The 19,629-nt window shown below is 36.8% G+C and carries 16 protein-coding genes and 1 pseudogene; 13 read left to right on the forward strand and 4 right to left on the reverse strand.

Going from position 1 to position 19,629, the window contains the following annotated elements:
- Positions 1–25 precede the first annotated feature (25 nt).
- The 9 genes and pseudogenes from BEN26_RS01415 to BEN26_RS01460 all read left to right on the forward strand — a co-directional run bounded on the left by BEN26_RS01415 (position 26) and on the right by BEN26_RS01460 (position 11,815).
- Positions 26–1,881: pseudogene (locus tag BEN26_RS01415) on the forward strand (fructose-specific PTS transporter subunit EIIC).
- 59 nt (positions 1,882–1,940) lie between these two features.
- Complete coding sequence (manA, locus tag BEN26_RS01425; RefSeq protein WP_069800583.1) at positions 1,941–2,897, forward strand: mannose-6-phosphate isomerase, class I; 957 nt, start codon at positions 1,941–1,943, stop codon at positions 2,895–2,897.
- A gap of 404 nt (positions 2,898–3,301) precedes the next feature.
- Positions 3,302–3,610, forward strand: coding sequence for a PTS sugar transporter subunit IIB (locus tag BEN26_RS01430; protein ID WP_069800581.1), 309 nt, complete (start codon positions 3,302–3,304; stop codon positions 3,608–3,610).
- Between the two features lie 20 nt (positions 3,611–3,630).
- Positions 3,631–4,914 carry a PTS cellobiose transporter subunit IIC gene (gene celB, locus BEN26_RS01435; RefSeq protein WP_069800579.1) on the forward strand — a complete coding sequence of 428 codons (1,284 nt, stop codon included), beginning with the start codon at positions 3,631–3,633 and terminating at the stop codon, positions 4,912–4,914.
- Between the two features lie 192 nt (positions 4,915–5,106).
- Complete coding sequence (locus tag BEN26_RS01440) at positions 5,107–5,412, forward strand: PTS sugar transporter subunit IIA (RefSeq protein ID WP_069800577.1); 306 nt, start codon at positions 5,107–5,109, stop codon at positions 5,410–5,412.
- A 167-nt stretch (positions 5,413–5,579) separates the two neighbouring features.
- Complete coding sequence (locus tag BEN26_RS01445) at positions 5,580–6,968, forward strand: glycoside hydrolase family 1 protein (RefSeq protein ID WP_069800575.1); 1,389 nt, start codon at positions 5,580–5,582, stop codon at positions 6,966–6,968.
- Positions 6,969–7,149: 181 nt separating this feature from the next.
- Positions 7,150–8,481: a 6-phospho-beta-glucosidase gene (locus BEN26_RS01450; RefSeq protein ID WP_069800573.1), complete on the forward strand. Its 1,332-nt coding sequence runs from the start codon at positions 7,150–7,152 to the stop codon at positions 8,479–8,481.
- Positions 8,482–8,838: 357 nt separating this feature from the next.
- Positions 8,839–10,773, forward strand: coding sequence for a BglG family transcription antiterminator (locus BEN26_RS01455; RefSeq protein ID WP_069800571.1), 1,935 nt, complete (start codon positions 8,839–8,841; stop codon positions 10,771–10,773).
- 127 nt (positions 10,774–10,900) lie between these two features.
- Positions 10,901–11,815, forward strand: a complete 915-nt coding sequence (locus BEN26_RS01460; RefSeq protein WP_069800570.1) for an ROK family protein — start codon at positions 10,901–10,903, stop codon at positions 11,813–11,815.
- A gap of 217 nt (positions 11,816–12,032) precedes the next feature.
- Here the strand turns inward: BEN26_RS01460 and larC are convergent, their stop codons facing one another.
- The 3 genes from larC to BEN26_RS01475 all read right to left on the reverse strand — a co-directional run bounded on the left by larC (position 12,033) and on the right by BEN26_RS01475 (position 14,952).
- Positions 12,033–12,860, reverse strand: a complete 828-nt coding sequence (larC, locus tag BEN26_RS01465; protein ID WP_069800567.1) for a nickel pincer cofactor biosynthesis protein LarC — start codon at positions 12,858–12,860, stop codon at positions 12,033–12,035.
- 2 nt (positions 12,861–12,862) lie between these two features.
- Positions 12,863–13,633, reverse strand: coding sequence for a nickel pincer cofactor biosynthesis protein LarB (gene larB, locus BEN26_RS01470; protein ID WP_220126390.1), 771 nt, complete (start codon positions 13,631–13,633; stop codon positions 12,863–12,865).
- Positions 13,634–13,752: 119 nt separating this feature from the next.
- Entirely contained in the window at positions 13,753–14,952 is a 1,200-nt protein-coding gene (locus BEN26_RS01475; protein ID WP_069800563.1) for an ornithine cyclodeaminase, nickel-pincer nucleotide-dependent, read from the reverse strand.
- A 194-nt stretch (positions 14,953–15,146) separates the two neighbouring features.
- Between BEN26_RS01475 and BEN26_RS01480 the strand changes: the two genes are divergently transcribed.
- The 4 genes from BEN26_RS01480 to BEN26_RS01495 all read left to right on the forward strand — a co-directional run bounded on the left by BEN26_RS01480 (position 15,147) and on the right by BEN26_RS01495 (position 19,014).
- A complete protein-coding gene (locus BEN26_RS01480; RefSeq protein WP_069800561.1) occupies positions 15,147–16,109 on the forward strand; it encodes a metal ABC transporter substrate-binding protein in 963 nt (320 codons plus the stop codon).
- A complete protein-coding gene (locus BEN26_RS01485; protein ID WP_069800558.1) occupies positions 16,110–16,874 on the forward strand; it encodes a metal ABC transporter ATP-binding protein in 765 nt (254 codons plus the stop codon).
- A gap of 4 nt (positions 16,875–16,878) precedes the next feature.
- The gene (locus tag BEN26_RS01490; protein ID WP_069800556.1) at positions 16,879–17,694 is read left to right on the forward strand and encodes a metal ABC transporter permease; all 816 of its coding nucleotides are present in this window, start codon (positions 16,879–16,881) and stop codon (positions 17,692–17,694) included.
- 111 nt (positions 17,695–17,805) lie between these two features.
- Positions 17,806–19,014, forward strand: coding sequence for an MFS transporter (locus tag BEN26_RS01495; protein WP_069800554.1), 1,209 nt, complete (start codon positions 17,806–17,808; stop codon positions 19,012–19,014).
- On the opposite strand, the gene BEN26_RS01500 is transcribed toward BEN26_RS01495, so the two are convergent.
- Positions 18,952–19,587 carry a hypothetical protein gene (locus BEN26_RS01500; RefSeq protein ID WP_069800553.1) on the reverse strand — a complete coding sequence of 212 codons (636 nt, stop codon included), beginning with the start codon at positions 19,585–19,587 and terminating at the stop codon, positions 18,952–18,954. The two genes, BEN26_RS01495 and BEN26_RS01500, sit on opposite strands and share 63 nt — an antisense overlap.
- Positions 19,588–19,629: the final 42 nt, after the last annotated feature.

The following is a 19,629-nucleotide window of genomic DNA, read 5'->3' on the forward strand; positions in this document are numbered from 1 at the left end:
CAAATAATAATAGGAGGAATACAATATGAAGTTATTAGCGATTACTTCTTGTCCAAACGGAATAGCCCATACTTATATGGCAGCTGAAAAATTGTCAAGAACAGCTGAGAAGTTGGGTATTCAAATTAAAGTAGAGACCCAAGGATCAATAGGTGTAGAAAATGAATTAACAGAAGCAGAGATTAAAGAGGCTGACGGAATTATTATTGCCGCTGATAAAACGGTTGATAAAAATCGTTTTGTAGGAAAAAAGTTAATTGAAGTAGCTGTAGCGGAAGCGATTAAAAACCCAGAAGGGTTAATTCAACCATTTATAGATGGTAAAGTTGAAGTATATGGAAAAAAATTAAAATCAGTGGAAGAAGTAAAAAAGGAAAGAAAAGCAAAACAAAATCCAATTTACCGCCATTTAATGAATGGTGTCTCTTACATGATTCCATTTGTTGTTATTGGTGGGCTTTTAATTGCTTTATCACTAGCCATAGGCGGAGAACCAACAGCAAAAGGATTGCAGATTCCTGAAGGTTCAATTTGGCAATCAATCCTTAATGTAGGCGTTGCGGGTTTTACTTTTATGGTTCCAATTTTAGCTGGTTTTATTGCAATGAGTATAGCTGATCGTCCTGGTATTGCACCTGGTATGATCGGTGGCTATATTGCAGCAAATGGTAGTTTTTACGGAAGTAGTGCAGGAGCTGGATTTATTGGTGGTATCATTGCTGGTTTCCTTGCTGGTTATATCGCAAAGTGGATTAAATCTTGGAAGGTACCTAAAATGGTACAACCGATTATGCCAATTCTAGTAATTCCACTTCTAACAACTTTACTTGTTGCATTTATCTTTATTGGTATTCTTGGTCAACCTATCGCAGGAATTATGGAAGGTTTAACTAATTGGCTAAATGGTATGCAAGGTGCAAGTTCAATTGTTTTAGCTTTAATATTAGGTGCTATGATTGCATTTGACATGGGTGGACCAGTAAACAAAGTTGCTTTCCTTTTTGGTTCTGCGATGATTGCTGAAGGAAATCCTTATATTATGGGGCCAATAGCAGTTGCTATTGCTGTGCCACCGCTTGGAATGGGATTAGCGACATTGCTAAATAAAAAGAAATATGAAAAAGAAGAATTAGAAGCTGGTAAAGCTGCATTGGCGATGGGACTAGTTGGGATTACAGAAGGAGCCATCCCTTTTGCAGCAAAAGATCCATTTCGTGTCATCCCAAGTATTATGACAGGCTCTATGGTAGGTGCAGTTATTGCGATGTTAAGCCATGTTGGAGATAATGTTCCTCATGGTGGACCGATTGTTGCTATCCTTGGTGCTGTTGAAAATTCGTTGATGTTTTTTGTAGCTATTATTATTGGTGCAATTGTTACTGCTTTTATGGTCAATAGTCTTAAAAAGAACATACAGGAGTGAATAAATTGAATTTAACTGAACTTTTGACGGAGGACATGATCATACTTGATTTAAAAGGAGAATCTAAAGTAGAAGTCATTCACGAATTGATTTCTTTACTTGAACATAAAGGATTTTTAACTAATAAAGAGGTATTTACAAATGCAGTTTTTGATCGAGAAGAAGAAGGAACTACAGGAATTGGTTTCAATATAGCAATTCCACATGGAAAATCTAATGCTATTAAAAAACCAGCTATAGTTTTTGGGAAAAAAGAAAATGGCATTGATTGGAATAGTTTTGATGGAACTGATGCAAAATTAATTTTTCTTATTGGGGTTCCTGAGAAAAATGCTGGAGATGAACATTTAAAAATTTTACAATTGCTATCAAGAAAATTAATTGATGATGATTTTCGTAGTGCTCTATTAGACGCACCAACAAAAGAAGATATCATTGAGCTTTTAGCACAAATTTAAGGGGAGAAATCTCCCCTTTTTTAATAACCGTAGAAAATCTTTTTAAAAGGGGTAGTTTTATGGACACTTATATTTTGGAGCCTATTTTTCTTAAACCAGTATTTAAAGAAAGAATTTGGGGTGGAAATAAATTAAAAACGATGTTTCACTATAACATCCCAAGTAACAAGACAGGGGAATGCTGGGCTATATCAGCTCATCCTAATGGAGAAAGTGTTGTGACTAATGGATTATATAAAGGAATGACCTTAGGAGAACTATATGAGGAACATAGGGAACTTTTTGGGTATATAAATGATGAAAAATTTCCTTTATTAGTAAAAATTTTAGATGCCAACGATGATTTATCGATACAAGTTCATCCTAATGATGAATATGCGAACCATTATGAAAATGGAGAATTAGGCAAAACAGAATGTTGGTATGTGATTGATTGTAATGAAAATGCTGAATTGATTTATGGACATCATGCAAAAAATAAAGAAGAATTAACTGAAATGATTGAAAAACAAAAATGGAATCAGCTTTTGCGTAAAATTTCGATTCAACCTGGTGATTTTATTTATGTTCCAAGTGGTACTGTTCATGCCTTAACAAAAGGAACGGTGGTTTTAGAAATCCAACAAAGCTCTGATGCAACCTATCGAATTTATGATTATGATAGATTGGATGATAAAGGCCAGTTGCGAGAATTACATTTAGACAAAGCAATTGATGTCATTCAAGTCCCACATCAAGATTACTTAATACAGCCTGTTAAAACAGAAAATCAAGGTCTAATTATTACCACTTTTATTAAAAATGAAACTTTTACTGTTAAAAAGTGGGAAATAAAGGGAAAGGCACAATCTATACAAAATCAGTCATTTATGCTTTTTAGTGTATTAAATGGAAATGGCGAAATTGTTAAAAATAGTAAAAGTTATACCTTTAAAAAAGGGGATCACTTTATATTGCCTTTTAATTTTCAAGATTTTCTCATTAAAGGTGAAGCTAAGGTTATCGTTTCTTATTAATAATATTTTACCTACCGGCGTATGCCGGTTTTTTAAATTAAGGGAAGTAGGAATTTATAACCTTTATGATTCAAAAGTAATTTTAACTAGAGGGGGAATTAGTGTAAGAGAAGATTTCCATCAAAATGCTAATCTTCTAGGTGCTGTATATGGCTTTATTAAATAGAGGTTAAATAATGTTGTTAAGGTAAAACAAACAGTAAATACTGGATAGGTTACTAAAGTAGAAGATGGCTAGTTTTATGGAACAGTTTTTTGAAAAGAATCTAATATCGCTTAATTATTTCCTCTAGTTAGAGGAAAAACAATGTGTGTTGTTGAAAGCGCTTGTAATTTAAAATGATAGTATAAGTTGAACTTGTTAAATTTCTTGTTTATTACACATCTTTTGGGAGGAATTATTTATGAAACGTATTTTATTAGCTTGTTCATCAGGAATGTCTACAAGCCTATTGGTAGCTAAAATGAAGGAGGTTGCAAAAGAAAAAGGAATTGAGACAGAAATTTGGGCAGTTGCACAAGATAAGGCACCAAAGGAAATGGAAAAAGCAGATATTCTATTAATCGGACCGCAAATGAGATTTTTGAAAAAGAAATTTTCAAAAGTTGCTGAGGAATTGGGTATTCCTTTGGAAGTGATTGATCCAGTGGCATATGGTCGAATAGATGGTGAAGCTGTTTTGAATAAAGCTCTTGAATTATTAAGTAAATAAAATATAAAGGGGAGAGAACTATGAACAAATTTATGGAAGTATTAGAAAATATCTTATTGCCAATTGCTGATAAATTGAATAACAACCGATATTTAACTGCACTTCGTGATGGTTTTATGGTGGCTTTACCGTTGATTATTTTTGGTTCCATATTTGTTGTAATCTCCAATTTACCCTTCCTCGATCGAGTGATTAGTAAAGAGGCTTTTGCAGCATATCAAAATGCGCTCGGACCCGCATCTGCCGCAACGCTAAGTATTATGGGCTTGTTTGTCATTATTGGTATCGGATATAAGCTGACTGAGCATTATGGCGGAGAAGCTATTTATGGAGGTATCGTTGCATTAGCAGCATTTCTGATTTTGACACCTCAAGTACTGGAAGACGTCACAGGCGTTATTCCAACATCTAGTCTTGGTGCTCAAGGGATGTTCCTTGGAATTTTCACAGCATTTTTTGCAGCTGAGCTTTACCGTTTTTTTGTAAATAAAAATTTGACGATCAAAATGCCTGCTGGTGTACCGAATGCAGTATCCAAATCGTTTAGCGCATTGATTCCCATAACGCTTACATTATCTGTATTTTTGCTAATTCGAATTATTTTCAGTTATACTCCTTTTGAAACTGTACAAAACTTTATCTATACAATTATTCAGCAGCCTTTGACCAAATTGGGCAGTGGCTTGATCGCTACAATTGTTGCAGTAGTGCTTATTCAACTATTTTGGTTCTTTGGTTTGCACGGTCAAATCATAGTAAACTCGGTATTTGACCCAATCTGGTATACATTAAATGATCAAAACTTACAGGCTTTTCAGGCAGGTACTGAGCTTCCAAATGTTATTACAAAACAATTTATCGATTCATTTTTGGTTGGTATGGGCGGATCTGGAATGACTTTGGCTGTTGTTATTTTGATCTTTATTATTGGACGAAGTAGACAGATGAAAGAATTAGGAAAATTAGGAGGTCCATCCGGTATCTTTAACGTTAACGAACCGATTATCTTTGGTCTGCCGATTATCATGAACCCATTAGTGTTGATCCCATGGTTGTTGGCACCGGTTGTTGTAACGATTATCACGTATTTTGCCATGTCGACTGGCATGGTTCCAAAACCTGCAGGGGTAATCGTTCCATGGACAACCCCAGTAGTATTAAACGGATTTCTTGCAACAGGAAACGCATGGCAAGGCGGAGTATTACAGGCATTTAACCTGTTCGTTGTAATGGCTATCTGGTGGCCATTCTTGAAAATACTTGATAAAAATTATTACGAAAATGAGAAAAAAGACTCAAAATAAAATAAAGTTTGATTCATCAATTGACAATTGTATGAATGGCTCCAATCGAATACTTTCTGGAGCCTTCTTAATTGGTTATTTAAGAACTGTATAAACTTAAGCCAATTGTTGATACACCAAGCTACGGGGAAACAAAAAGAAACTAAAGTAAATCCTGTTCCAATATATTCAGACTTCAGAGGTGACAATTACATGGATTCTATAACAGAAATAGCTTTCCAAATTATTTTAAATGCCGGAAATGGCAAATCCAATGCTATGGAAGCCATACAAGAAGCGAAAGCGGGAAATTTTGAAGAGGCCGACCGGCTTATAGAGGAAGCCAGTGCCGAGCTCGGCAAGGCACATGGCTATCAAACGAAGTTGCTTCAAGAAGAAGCAGGTGGAAATGGTGCTTCTGTCAATGTTATTTTGGTACATTCACAAGATCACTTAATGACTGCAATGACTGTAAGGGACCTAGCAATCGAGATTATTGAAATCTATCGGAACAAATAGTGATGATAGATATCATTGTTTATATATTTATTTCCAGATTGATGAATAAAATAGCGCAGATGGCGTTTATATCCAGGGTGCACTCCAATCTTTGTAAATCTGGTAGAACGTAACATTCAAAAAAGTTTTTCGTTCGTCTAGCAGAAAATTTTATAGGAGGTATTTGTATGTCTGTACAGTATAAATTCCCTGAAGGTTTCTGGTGGGGAAGCGCGACTTCGGCAACACAAATTGAAGGAGCAGCAAATGAAGGCGGGAAAGGTAAAAATATTTGGGACTACTGGTATGAAAAAGAACCAAATCGATTCTTTGAAAATATTGGTCCTGAAACTACTTCCGACTTTTATCACAAATACAAAGAAGATATACAATTGATGAAAGAAATAGGCCACAATACATTTCGCATATCCATTTCCTGGTCTCGTTTAATCCCGGGAGGCCGTGGAGAAGTAAATCAAGAGGCAGTAAAATTTTACAATAATGTGATTGACGAACTCATAGCGAATGACATTGAACCATTCGTGAACCTTTTTCATTTTGACATGCCGTTGGAATTACAACATGAAGGTGGATGGGAAAATAGACAGGTTGTCGACGCATACGCAGCATATGCAAAGGAAGTTTTTCGATTGTTCGGTGATCGTGTGAAAAAATGGTTCACTTTTAATGAGCCGATTGTACCAGTTGAAGGCGGCTACCTTTATGATTTTCACTATCCAAATGTTATTGATGCAAAACGTGCGGTGCAAGTTGCCTATCATACAATGATTGCTCACGCCAAAGCTGTCGAGACTTTCCGTACATTTAATATTAAGGATGGAAAAATAGGAATTATTTTAAATCTGACACCTTCTTATCCAAGAAGCCAACATCCGGCTGATTTAAAAGCATCTCATATCGCTGATCTTTTTTTCAACCGCAGTTTCCTGGATCCAGCAGTTTTGGGGAAATATCCAGAAGATTTGATCGAGATTCTAAGGGAACATGGTCATCTTCCTGTTACACAAAAAGGGGATAAGAAACTTTTGAAAGCAGGAAAAATCGATCTTCTGGGGGTCAACTATTACCAGCCTCGCAGGGTAAAAGCAAAAGAACATTTGCCTAATCCATACGGCCCATTCATGCCTGATTGGTTTTTTGATAACTATGAAATGCCTGGCAGAAAAATGAATAAATATCGCGGATGGGAAATTTATGAAAAAGGTATCTATGATATCATGATTAACCTGAAAGAAAACTACGGTAATATTGAGTCATTTATTTCTGAAAATGGAATGGGTGTCCAGGATGAAGAGCGATTTGTAGAGAACGGGGAAATTCAGGATGACTACCGGATTGAATTTATCCGTGAACATTTGAAATGGCTGCACAAAGCAATTGAGGAAGGCTGTAATGTAAAAGGATATCATCTTTGGACGTTCATGGATAACTGGTCATGGATGAATGCATATAAAAACCGTTATGGCTTTTTCTCTGTAGATATTAAAACAAAAAAAAGAACTAAAAAAAAGAGCGCACATTGGATCAAAGAAGTTTCTAAAAATAATGGTTTTTAAAAGAATGGAAATTCTTAGTAACTGTAGTTGAGGATTTTAATAAGAGCTGGCAGAAAATTTAGAAGCAATAATCGAAATTCATGCGATAACAACTAGAATTTGCGAGGCAGAATCTGGATTCATAGACAACAACCAAAAGATAATAAACAGCCGATAAAAAGATTTGTCAAGGGGTGAGAGAATGCAGGGGATTAAAATTGTAACGATTGGTGGAGGATCAAGCTATACACCAGAACTTATTGAAGGTTTTATCAATCGATATGATGAATTGCCGGTTCGTGAGCTATGGCTTGTTGATATTCCCGAGGGAAAAGAAAAGCTGGAAATAATAGGTGCGTTTGCAAAACGGATGGTTGAAAAAGCAAATGTTCCGATTGACATCCACTTATCACTTGATCGCAGGAAAGCATTGCCAGGTGCTGATTTTGTGATAACACAAATTCGTGTCGGTCAATTAGAAGCACGGGCCAAAGATGAAACAATCCCTTTAAAATATGGGGTAATTGGCCAGGAAACAAATGGTCCGGGAGGATTGTTCAAAGGTTTACGTACTATTCCTGTCATTTTGGATATTAGCAAGGATATGGAAGAGCTTTGCCCTGATGCATGGCTGATCAATTTTTCAAATCCCGTCGGCATGGTTACAGAAGCGGTACTTCGCTATAGCAACATTAAAACTGTCGGTTTATGCAACGTTCCAATTGGTATGCTTATCGGTGTGGCAGAAATGCTTCAGGTTGATCCTAACAGAGTCCATATTGATTTTGCGGGCTTGAACCATATGGTATATGGACTGAATGTTTATCTAGATGGAAAAAACGTTACCAAAAAAGTTGTGGACATGCTTAGCAGTGGTGCCGGCATGACTATGAAAAATATTGTTGATCTTGGCTGGGAAAAAGATTTTATCAAAGCGCTTGGAATTTTACCATGCCCCTATCATCGCTATTACTATCAGACGAGTAAAATGCTTGAAGAGGAACAAAAAGATTTTGCGGGAAAAGGAACTCGCGCTAAAGTCGTCCAGCAATTGGAAAAACAGCTTTTCGAATTGTACAAAGACCCTGGGTTGGTAATAAAACCAGCAAATTTGGCAGAGCGTGGTGGGGCATACTATAGTGACGCTGCCTGCAGTTTAATCAATTCTATCTATAATGATAAACGTGATATCCAACCGGTTAATATAAGAAACAATGGTACAATTGCCAGTATCCCGAACGAATCAGCGGTAGAAGTAAGTTGCGTAATCACAAAGGAAGGCCCAAAACCAATCAGTATTGGAGATTTGCCTGTTGCTGTAAGGGGGCTTGTGCAACAAATTAAATCTTTTGAACGAGTGGCTGCAGAAGCTGCAGTTACTGGTGATTACCATAAGGCACTTCTTGCTATGACAATCAATCCATTGGTTCCTTCTGATGCAGTCGCAAAACAAATTTTGGATGAAATGCTTGAAGCACATAAAGACTATTTGCCACAGTTTTTCAATGCAGCTGTAGAAGAGTATGACAACTGAATTCTTTTTCGCCATTTTTTCAGAGAGTTGTTCATGGGCTTTACCGATCAAAAAGTTTCTATAAAGAGATTCGTTCAACAAGCCCTAAGTAAATCATTGTTTTTACTAAAATGGAGCTCTCAATTAGGATCCTATTAGCGATTAATTTTTTACAAAGGATAATTCCATGGGAATTTTAAAAAAGATAAAAGATTACGTTATTTTTATCCGGACTGTATCAGGAACAAAATGTAATCTTACTTTTTTATAAAATGGGTTCAAAAGAAAATCCACATGAATTTTGGCCCGGTAAAACCGGTAAATGAGTTTTGACATTCAAGTTGAAGTGGTAAAGAGCATGATAAGGAGAAGAAACGCATGTTGAACTCCAGAATGAAAACGATTTTGCGTGAATTAATGACATCCCAAACACCTGTCACAGGTGCGTACTTGGCAAATTTGAATCAGGTTACAGACAGGACAACAAGAGAAGATGTCAGAGTCCTCGACTCGTTGCTTGCTAATAATGGAGCCCATATTGAATCCATAATGGGGAAAGGCTATAAACTGGAAATTACAGATAACCAAAAATTTCGTAAATATTTGCAAACTAATGTCAGTGAAGAGACAAAAGGTGATGGATTTGTTCCTAAATCACCAGAGGTACGTATTTCATATGTAATCAAACGGCTACTATTAAGCGAAGGCTATTTGAAACTCGATGATTTGGCTGATGAAATCTATGTCAGCAAATCAACCATTCAAAATGACTTGAAACATGTCAAAGAAATACTGGCTGAATATGACATAAGTCTCGTATCACGCCCCAACTACGGCTTAAAATTAAGAGGCAGCGAGCTTAAAATGCGTTTTTGCATGGCGGAATATGTATTTGATCGTAATGACGGACAAGGTGAACAAATGTTTGATTATCATTTATCTCCATTGCCAAAGGTAGACTTGGATACGATCCAGGAAATCATCATGCGGCAAATTCAAGAGAACAACATCACATTATCCGACATTGCGTTTAATAACCTCCTCATTCATATAGCCATTGCCTACAGACGAATAAAAAAAGGCAATCATGTTACATTATATAAATCCGATATACAGGAAATTATGGAACAAAAAGAGTATGAGGTTGCAAAGAAGATTGTCAAAGAAGTTGAAGAAACTTTTCAAGTAGAGTTTCCACAACCGGAAGTTGCTTATATTGCAATCCACTTGCTTGGGACAAAAATGCTTACTCAAACAAATGCAGGGGATAAAGTCGTTGAACAAGTAATGGATGATAATATTATAGAGCTCGTTATGGTAGCTCTTGATAAAATAGCATCGAAACTGAATCTTGATTTGAAAAATGACAAAGAGTTGATTATTGGTTTAAGTCTGCATTTAAAACCTGCGATAAACCGGTATAAATATGGAATGAATTTTAGAAATCCAATGCTTCAGGATATCAAGAAGAACTACCCATTGGCTTTCGAGGCAGGCATAATAGCAGGATTGGCTATTGAGGAATACACCGGAACAGAAATCAACGAAAATGAAGTCGGATATCTTGCCCTTCACATCGGGGCTGCAATCGAAAGGAAAAAATTAAAAACAGAACCGAAACGTTGTCTGATCGTATGTTCGTCAGGGCTGGGGACGGCTCAATTGATTTATTATAAATTAAAAAACCAATTCGGAAAAAGCCTGGATGTTGTAGGGACGACCGAATACTATAATTTGAACCAATATAATTTGCACGATATTGATTTAATTGTCAGCTCCATTCCGATTCCAAAACAATTGCCAGTACCTGTAATCGAAGTGAATGCCATTTTAGGGGACAGAGATTTGGCTAAAATAGAAAAATTCGTTGTTGATAATAAACAACATATTCATTCTTATTTTAGAAAAGATCTCATGTACTTTAGAAAAAACTTTATTACTAAAGAAGAGGTATTAGAATTTTTGCATGCAAAGTTGATTGATAAGGGTCTGGTTGAACCGGATTTTCTCGAGGCAATCTATGAACGCGAGAAAGTTGCACCAACTTCATTCGGTAATCTGGTGGCAATCCCCCATTCAATCACTCCGAAATCCGATCATACATTTTTAGCTGTTTGCACATTGGTAAATCCAATTATATGGAAGGAAAAGCCGGTACAATTTATTTGTTTGCTAAGTGTAAAGAAAAATAGCCAGGAAGATTTACAGTCGATGTATGATTTGCTGAGAAAAATAATTGACAGTAGCTCGATGGTGCAGAAATTGATTAAGGTAAAATCTTATGAGGAGTTTATGAAGGTACTGGTTGATTAAGTAAAATAAATGTGGAAATATCTATTAATATGGAGTTTATCTTGCGATTAGGCAATGATTACTTAAAAGGGAAGGGTAAAATGATGTACGGAAGCTGGTTTATAAAAGTATATGGGGGGAATAAAAAATGGCGTATTCCATCGGTGTTGATATTGGGGGAACAAAAGTTGCAATTGCCATTGTTAATGAAAAAGGAGAAATCATTGAACAGACGAAAATTCCAACAGACTTATCGATCTCTCCGCAAGAAATGATTGCCCGGATTAGCAGTCAAATTGAGCAAGTTATTCAGAAATCGGCTGTTTCCATGAATGATGTAATCGGGATAGGAATTGGCGCACCAGGACCGCTAGATAGCAAAAATGGAATAATTAAATGTCCTCCTAATTTAAAAAAATGGGTAGATATTCCAATTGTGAACTGGATGCAAAAAATATGGGATCTTCCAATTGTGCTTGAAAACGATGCCAATGCTGCTGCACTAGCTGAAAAATGGCTCGGAGCAGCACAGGAAAATGAAAATTTTGTTTATATGACAATAAGCACAGGGATTGGTGCCGGTATTATTGTTGACGGTAAATTGCTCCATGGCATGAAGGGAAATGCCGGAGATATCGGACATACTGTTGTTGATCCATCATTTGGAAAATGCACATGCGGGCAATATGGTTGTTTGGAATCCATTGCATCAGGAACCGCAATTGCCAAACGGGCTTCAGAGATTGTTGGAAAAGAACTGACTACGAAAGAAGTTTTTGACCTGTATAATGAAGGCGAAGCTGAAATTGTTGATTTTATTGAACGGATTTTCCGCGTGCTAGGAGTAGCATGTGTTTCGATTATTAATACATTCGATCCGGAAAAAATTGTAATTGGTGGCGGTGTTTCAAAAGTTGGCGATCCGTTATTCAAATCGATTAAGGATTATGTCAGTCAATTTGCACTGAATCCTACAGGGCGCAAAACGAAGGTTGTACCGGCAAAACTTGAGCAGAATGCCGGTGTAATCGGAGCAACTGCATTATGTTTTGATGTTGTGTGAAGCTTGGGTTATTTGGGCGCATAAAAATGGTCCATCCAAAATTATGAATGGGCCTTTGAAAGGTCTGACTTTGCTACAGGCGTTATCATAAGGGTAACCTTTTCGACAAAAACTGTTTAATTTCCTTAGAATGAGCATATTGTGTAAATTCTTCACTAGTGTATTGAGACCCTAAGTCTGTATTCAACACTAATTCAGGTGTTGGAGATTGTGTGGATTATGGCATTGTCAAAGGATTATGATGATCATGATGATGTTCATGGTGATGGTGTTCATGTTCATGAGCCATTGTAAATTGAGGTTCTGTGGCGTATAGTTCATTTGTTGTCCCAACAACTGCACGTAAAACATTGGGCCGATCTTCAAAATCCTTTGTTCCAGCTCCATATCCGATTGTTTCAACTGTCATCGAAGGATAACCATGAAAACCTGAACCTAGGGCAGCTACAATTCCTGCTCCAGTTGGTGTGGTCATTTCAAAGGGAACATGAGAAGAACGAATGGGAATCCCTTTTAATATTTCTAATGTTGCGGGAGTAGGGATTGGATAAATCCCATGTTCAATTTTAATTTGGCCTGAACCCAAAGGAATTGGAGAAGTATAGATTAGATCAATACCTAAATCCTCAAGAGCTAAGCTTACGCCAATAATATCGACAATAGAATCGACTGCACCCACTTCATGAAAATGGACTTTTTCTATAGGAAGATGATGAATCTTTCCTTCAGCAATAGCAATTTTTTCGAATATTTTTTTTGATTTTTCCTTTACACGTTCTGGTAATTCCGACCCCTCAATCATCTGTATAATATCGATGTAATGGCGATGATGAATAGCTTCTGTATGGGGATCGATGACTACATCAAGTTTTAATGCAGTAACTCCTTTTTTGACGACCTTTTGGTATTGTAAATTAAAAGGATTAACTGGTAATTTTTTTAATTCCATTTCAATATAGGAAGGATTTGCCCCTGCATCAATAAGAGCTGCAAGAGCCATATCGCCACTAATTCCAGAAAAAGTATCAAAGTATAAAATTTTCATCGTCATTCTCCTTTAAAGGATGGATCCATCCATTTATTAATCAGCCCTGCTTGATAACCTGCCCCAAAGCCATTGTCAATGTTAACCACGGAGATACCACTGGCACAAGAATTTAACATCCCTAACAAGGCAGATAACCCTTTGAAATTAGCACCGTATCCTACACTAGTCGGGACCGCGATCACAGGTTTATCAACTAAACCACCGACAACACTGGGAAGAGCGCCTTCCATACCTGCCACTACAATGATCACATTGGCCTTTCGAATCAAATCGATTTTATCAATTAAGCGGTGCAAACCTGCGACACCAACATCGCAAATGAGTTTCGTTTCATTTCCCATCGCTTGGGCAGTTACTGCAGCTTCTTCTGCAACAGGAAGATCAGATGTACCAGCACAAACCACCACTATATAACCAGGGTGTTTTTCTTCTGACTTACGATTCCATAGAATGGTTCTAGCTATTTCATTATATTCAACGCTGGGAAATTTCCATAGGATTTGTTCTCCCATTTCTTTTGTTACTCTTGTTGCTAGAACGACTTTATTCTTTGTAATCAATCGTTCAAAAATCACTAATACTTGTTCTGTCGTTTTTCCTTCAGCATAAATCACTTCAGGAAAACCTGTCCTTTTTGCTCGATGGAGATCTAGATTTGCAAAACCTAGTTCTTCATAGTTTTTTAATTTTGCTTTTGCTTCAGTGACAGTGAGTCTTCCCTGTTGAACTTCTAGTAAAAGTGATGTTAATGAGTCCTTTTTTTCCATCATCATTCCACCTAAAAGTAGGATTGTAGTCTAACTTGTAACTTTAGTTGCGATCAATGTTTAATTACTGAGTAATTTGAGTAAGATGGGTAAGAGATAATCAGTGGTTATACGTGTGAATGTTAAAGTTGTTGGTTTAATAGGGTTAAGAATAATCCAACATCGGTAACAACCCCTTTTGCCTGGGCAGAGCCACGGTCTACTAATTTGGCGACGACGGCAGGGTTAATGTCTACACACACTGTTTTTACCCAACTAGGCAACATATTGCCTGTTCCAATCGAATGCAACATGGTAGATAGCATAATCACCATTTCCGCATCCTTTACCATTTCGGCGTAAGCTTCTTGTGCTTTAATAAGATCCATGATGGTATCAGGAAGAGGCCCATCGTCGCGGATCGAACCGGCCAAAACAAAGGGCACTTGATGGTTCACTAATTCATACATAATACCGCTTTTGATCGTACCATCTTGTACAGCCTGACTTATACTTCCTGATTTATTTACAGCATTGATGGCTCGCATGTGGTTTTTATGGCCGCCTTTAACGACTTTACCTGTATCTAAATCGACACCTAAGGAGGTGCCAAACAAATCTCGCTCAATATCGTGGACGGCGAGGGCATTTCCTGATAACAAACCAGAAATGTACCCTTTACGAATCATATCTTGAAAGGCATCCATTCCACCTGTATGAATAACGACAGGGCCAGCAACAACAACGATTTTACCATTATTTGCTTTAATCGCTTTCATTTCTTCAGCTAGTTTCTTTACAACCAGTTCAACGCGGCGTTCCGAGCTAACGTCGTTAATCATAAAAGCGAATTCGTGTTCATCTGAGCCATTCTTTTCTTGCAAAATACGGACACCTTCAGAACCACATACAATGAGATCGCCTTTTTTTACATCGCGTAACTTTGTACAGAACACTTCGTCATTTTTTACAACTAAAACGGCATCCATACGCTGATTTTGCGCCTTGATCCATTTACCTTCTAGGAATATTTCTGTGGGATGATTCGTAGTGGAATAGAAATCATCAGGTACAGTTTTATCTTTTTCGCTAGGCTTAAGTTTAGCATGAACCTCAGTTGTGGGAATTGTTACACCTAAGTTGGTTAATTCGTTTAATATTAAATTAAAGCCTTCTTCACTGATCTCAATGGCTATTTTTGCAGATGATAAATCATCAACTGCTTTTCCTACAATCAGTTCGAGAACCCGATAGGTACCATTATATTGGACACAAGAAGCATCAATTCGTTTTAAAATATCGTCACGAATAATGTGCCCTTTAATTTGAAGCATTTTTTCCATGAATGTTCCCCCTCGCCTGGTTAAATTCTACATGATTAGTGTATACATAAATTCAGAATCGTTCAAATTATTGTACCATAGAAAGTTGAAAAATAGTTTAAATCCAAATCATTACGATTTACATATTTAACGAAACATATTATAATGAGATATATTAAATAAGAATGATTACGATTTAGGGAAGGGGATAAATCATGAAAAAGTTATTTGTGGCTTTTATGATATTGGTATTTATTTTATCATTTGTTGGCTGTTCCAATGTAAATAAAAATCAAGAGAATAATCAAAATCAGGGTGTTGATCAAGATCAAAAGTTTACAGTTTATACGAGTTTTTATGTTCTTGCTGATTTTGCTAAAAAAATAGGGGGAGACCATGTAGAGGTTACAAATGTCATTCCTCCTGGGGTAGAACCTCATGATTTTGAATTAACGCCAAAACAAATCGCCCAATTAAATCAAGCAGATCTATTTGTTTATAATGGTGGGGGATTTGAACCATGGTTAGGGAATCTAGTGGATGATATCAAAGAAAAAGTTGAAGTTGTCGATTCTACTAAGCAGATCGAATTTCTTACGACTGAAGATGAGCATACAGATGAACAGGAACAAAAAAATGAACATGGAAAGGGTTTGGACCCACATGTTTGGCTGAACCCAATCAATGCAATTTCTCAAGCAGAGCAAATAAAAGAGGCATTAGTTAAAATTGACTCTGATCACCAAGCAGAGTATGAAGACAATTTTCAGCAATTAAAACAAGCTTTGCTCGATTTGGATCAAGCTTATCAACACACCTTGGAAAAAGCACATAGCAAGGATATCTTCGTTTCCCATGCGGCCTTTGGATACCTTGCTGAACGCTATGGTTTAAATCAAGTTTCTATTGCAGGATTATCTACTTCAGATGAGCCAAGCCCAAAAGAAATGGCGAATATTATAAAGAAAGCAAAAGAACTTAACATCAAATACATCTTATTTGAACCATTGGTTGAATCAAAATATGCTAAAACGATTATGGCTGAAATCGGTGCTCAAAGGTTAGAACTAAATCCATTAGAAGGATTAACGAAGGATGAACTAGAACGTGGTGAAGATTATTTATCGATCATGAAGAAAAATCTTGAGGTGTTAAAGATTGCTTTGGGAGTGAAATAGATGAATGAACCAATCATTGAAGTAAAAGAGCTTTCTTTTCGATATGGTGAGCAACATGTTTTAAAACATGTTAATTTGAAAGTGATGGAAGGCGATTTTGTTGGGTTAGTAGGGCCTAATGGTTCAGGAAAATCTACCTTATTAAAAATCATCTTAGGTTTATTAGAACCTACATCTGGTGAAGTCAAATTATTCGGTATGCCGATTAAAACGTTTAAAGATTGGCCAAAAATTGGCTATGTTTCCCAAAAGGCCAATAGTTTTAACAGAGGATTTCCTGCAACGGTGGAAGAAATCGTTGAAACAGGTCTGTATGGAAAAGTTGGCTTATTTAAAAGGTTAACGAGGCAAGATAAAAATAAAGTAATGGAAGCTTTAGAACAAGTTGGTTTAGAAGAGTATGCAAAACGAAATATCGCCAAATTATCTGGCGGACAGCAACAAAGAGTATTTATTGCAAGGGCAATCGTAAGTGAACCCCAAATATTAATTTTAGACGAACCAACAGTTGGAGTGGATACAGAGTCTGTGCAGAAGTTTTATCAATTGATGGGAAAACTGAATAGGGAACTAGGAATGACTTTAATGTTAGTTTCTCATGATATAGGGATGGTAACGGAGAAAGTGACGAAGTTGGCCTGCTTAAATAAAAAATTATTTTTCCATGGAACGCCCCATGAGTTTGAAATGCAACGAGGAATATTGGAAAAAACTTATGGTTCTGAAATGAGTCTTGTCACTCATCACCACCATATGAAGGAGTAGAGAGATGTTAGAAATATTACAGTATGATTTTATGCAACGGGCTTTTTTAGCCGGAATTTTAATTGGTGTGATCAGTCCGGTGATTGGTGTATTTATCGTGCTACGAAGATTATCTTTAATTGGAGATACCTTATCTCACGTTACACTAGCAGGGGTAGCAGCCGGGATTTTAGGTGGGATTTATCCTGTTTTATCAGGTATGATTTTTGCGGTGTTGGCTGCATTAGGAATTGAAAAGTTACGTAAATTATACCGTTCCTATGAAGAATTGGCGATCCCGATTATGCTATCGACTGGAATCGGATTGGCAGTTGTGCTTATTAGCTTAGTAAGTGGCACAAATGTTGATCTATTTGGTTATTTATTTGGAAGTGTAATGGCTGTTTCAGGAAAAGATCTATTTACGATAGCTATTGTTGGAATTATTATACTATTAGCGATCTATTTCTTTTTTAAAGAATTATTCTATCTCTCGTTTGATGAGGAAGCTGCAAGACTAAGTGGGATACCTCATCGTTTTATCAATACGATTTTTATTATTCTTGTGGCCTTGACGATTTCCTTATCGATGAGAGTTGTGGGGATATTATTGGTTTCTTCATTGATGACGATACCAGTCGCTGCAAGTTTGCAAATAGCTAATAGTTTTAGAAAAGCGTTAATGTATGCCGTTATTTTTTCCTTGTTATCTGTGATTATCGGAATTTTGTTTTCGTATCTTTTTAATTTGGCTACTGGGGGAACGATTGTCTTAACCAGTGTACTAATTTTGATCCTAGTCATTGCAGGAAAACGAATCTACTTCGATAAAAATAGTTAAAGCAGGGTTAAGGAACGGAAATCGAGAGCCTATTTTGACACATAGTTTGAAGTTATAGTTAATTAGAGAAAAGAAAGAAACAAGAGAGTATACGAGAGGGGAAACTGTGAAATGGAAACAGCCACATCGGTACAAACTAAGAGGCTTTTAGCGAGTAATCGGGTTCCTTTATTGATCATTAGCTTAGGTCATATGCTTAACGATTTAATGACGTCAGTACTACCGGCTTTAATTCCTATTTTAATCATTGAGTTTGATCTATCTTATACACAATCTGGACTCATTATTATGGTAGCAAATGTTACTTCTTCGTTGGTTCAACCCGTTTTTGGTTACCTTTCTGATCGTAAACCGTTATTATGGTTATTGCCACTAGGGGTGTTCTTCACCGGTCTAGGCTTATCAGGTATTGCCGTTGCCCCATCCTATGCCTGGCTGTTATTCTTTGTTGGATTAAGTGGTCTTGGTTCAGCTGCCTTTCATCCTGAGGCAAGTCGTGGAGCCCATTTGGCTGCAGGTAAAGGGAAAGGACTAGCACAATCGATTTTCCAAGTAGGTGGCAATGGTGGACAGGCATTGGGCCCGTTAATGATCCCATTGTTTTTATCCACGATGGGGGTAAAAGGGACACCATTTTTTTTAATTCCAGCTGTGTTAGCTGCCTACTTACTATGGATTTTAAGACCTTGGATGAAAGAAAAACGCATAAGTCAACAACGATCAGTAAAAGAAATAAAGGGTAAAGACCAACCTTTATTCTTGCTTCTACTTGTTTTCGTTGTGACGATGCGGTCTTGGATTACAATCGGGGTCACGACCTTTCTTCCATTATACTATATCAATGTATCGAAAATGACGATTGACCAAGCAAGTGTTTATACCTTTATCTTTTTATTGTTTGGTGCTTTAGGAACCTTAGCTGGAGGGCCAATCGCTGACTATCTAGGGAAAAAGACCGTGGTTAACGCTTCATTGCTGCTTGCGATTCCATTCCTTTTTCTCTTACCGTACGTAGAAGGAATCATCGCCATGGTTGTAGTTGGCTTTTTAGGTTTTATCTTATTTTCCTCCTTTGCCGTAACCGTGGTCTTTGGGCAAGAGCTTATTCCAGGAAAAGTGGGGATGGCTTCAGGATTAATGATTGGCTTTGCGATTGGTGCAGCTGGGATTGGAGCGACCGCATTAGGATATTTTGTCGACCATGCTGCATCTTCGGAAAGTGGATTAACCTTTGTTTTAAAACTCTTAAGTTGGATTTTAGTTGCTTCTGGATTGATTAGTTTGACCTTGCCAAATGATAAGAAAATGGCGAATCAGTAGTAAAATAATCCCTAATACGATGATATCCCCGCTGTTGCTTAAGTTGCCAATCTTCCCATTTCCTAAAAACTTTAATTTGTTTGTCTGGATAATATCCTTAGGTGCTATTTGGTAGATTGGTTTATCAAAAGATACGACATGACTTGTTTGCAGCATATAGGCAATAAATTCCGAGCAAGTAAAGGTGTATTTTTTTCGTTTATTCACATGTTTCCATAGTATAGGGAACATAAATCCAAGTGCTCCTTTAATATGATAAGAAGTTACATCAGGGTTATTTTTAAAGTAGTAAATCAGTTTCGCTATTTTTTTATATTGTTGATTTGTAACCTTCACTCGATACAACCAATAGGGCAAGTTATTTTGATATTGATCTATTTGTTCCACAATAAAACCATTTTGGTAGGATAATCTTCTATTTTTTATTCTGATTTTCAAATTATAGCTATAAAGCTCAGTCAGTTTGGAATCTAGGGCAAGAATGGAATGGACATAAGGAGCTTTAGTCACCATTTTTATGATCCATGACATCGGGTCATAACCGCCTAAAAACAGGATATAGATGGTTTTCATGCAAACCAAGCCTTCCCTAATCATTTTGTTCGTACAATATAT

The sequence above is a fragment of the Tepidibacillus sp. HK-1 genome (assembly GCF_001748485.2).
Taxonomy (GTDB): Bacteria; Bacillota; Bacilli; order Tepidibacillales; family Tepidibacillaceae; genus Tepidibacillus_B; species Tepidibacillus_B infernus.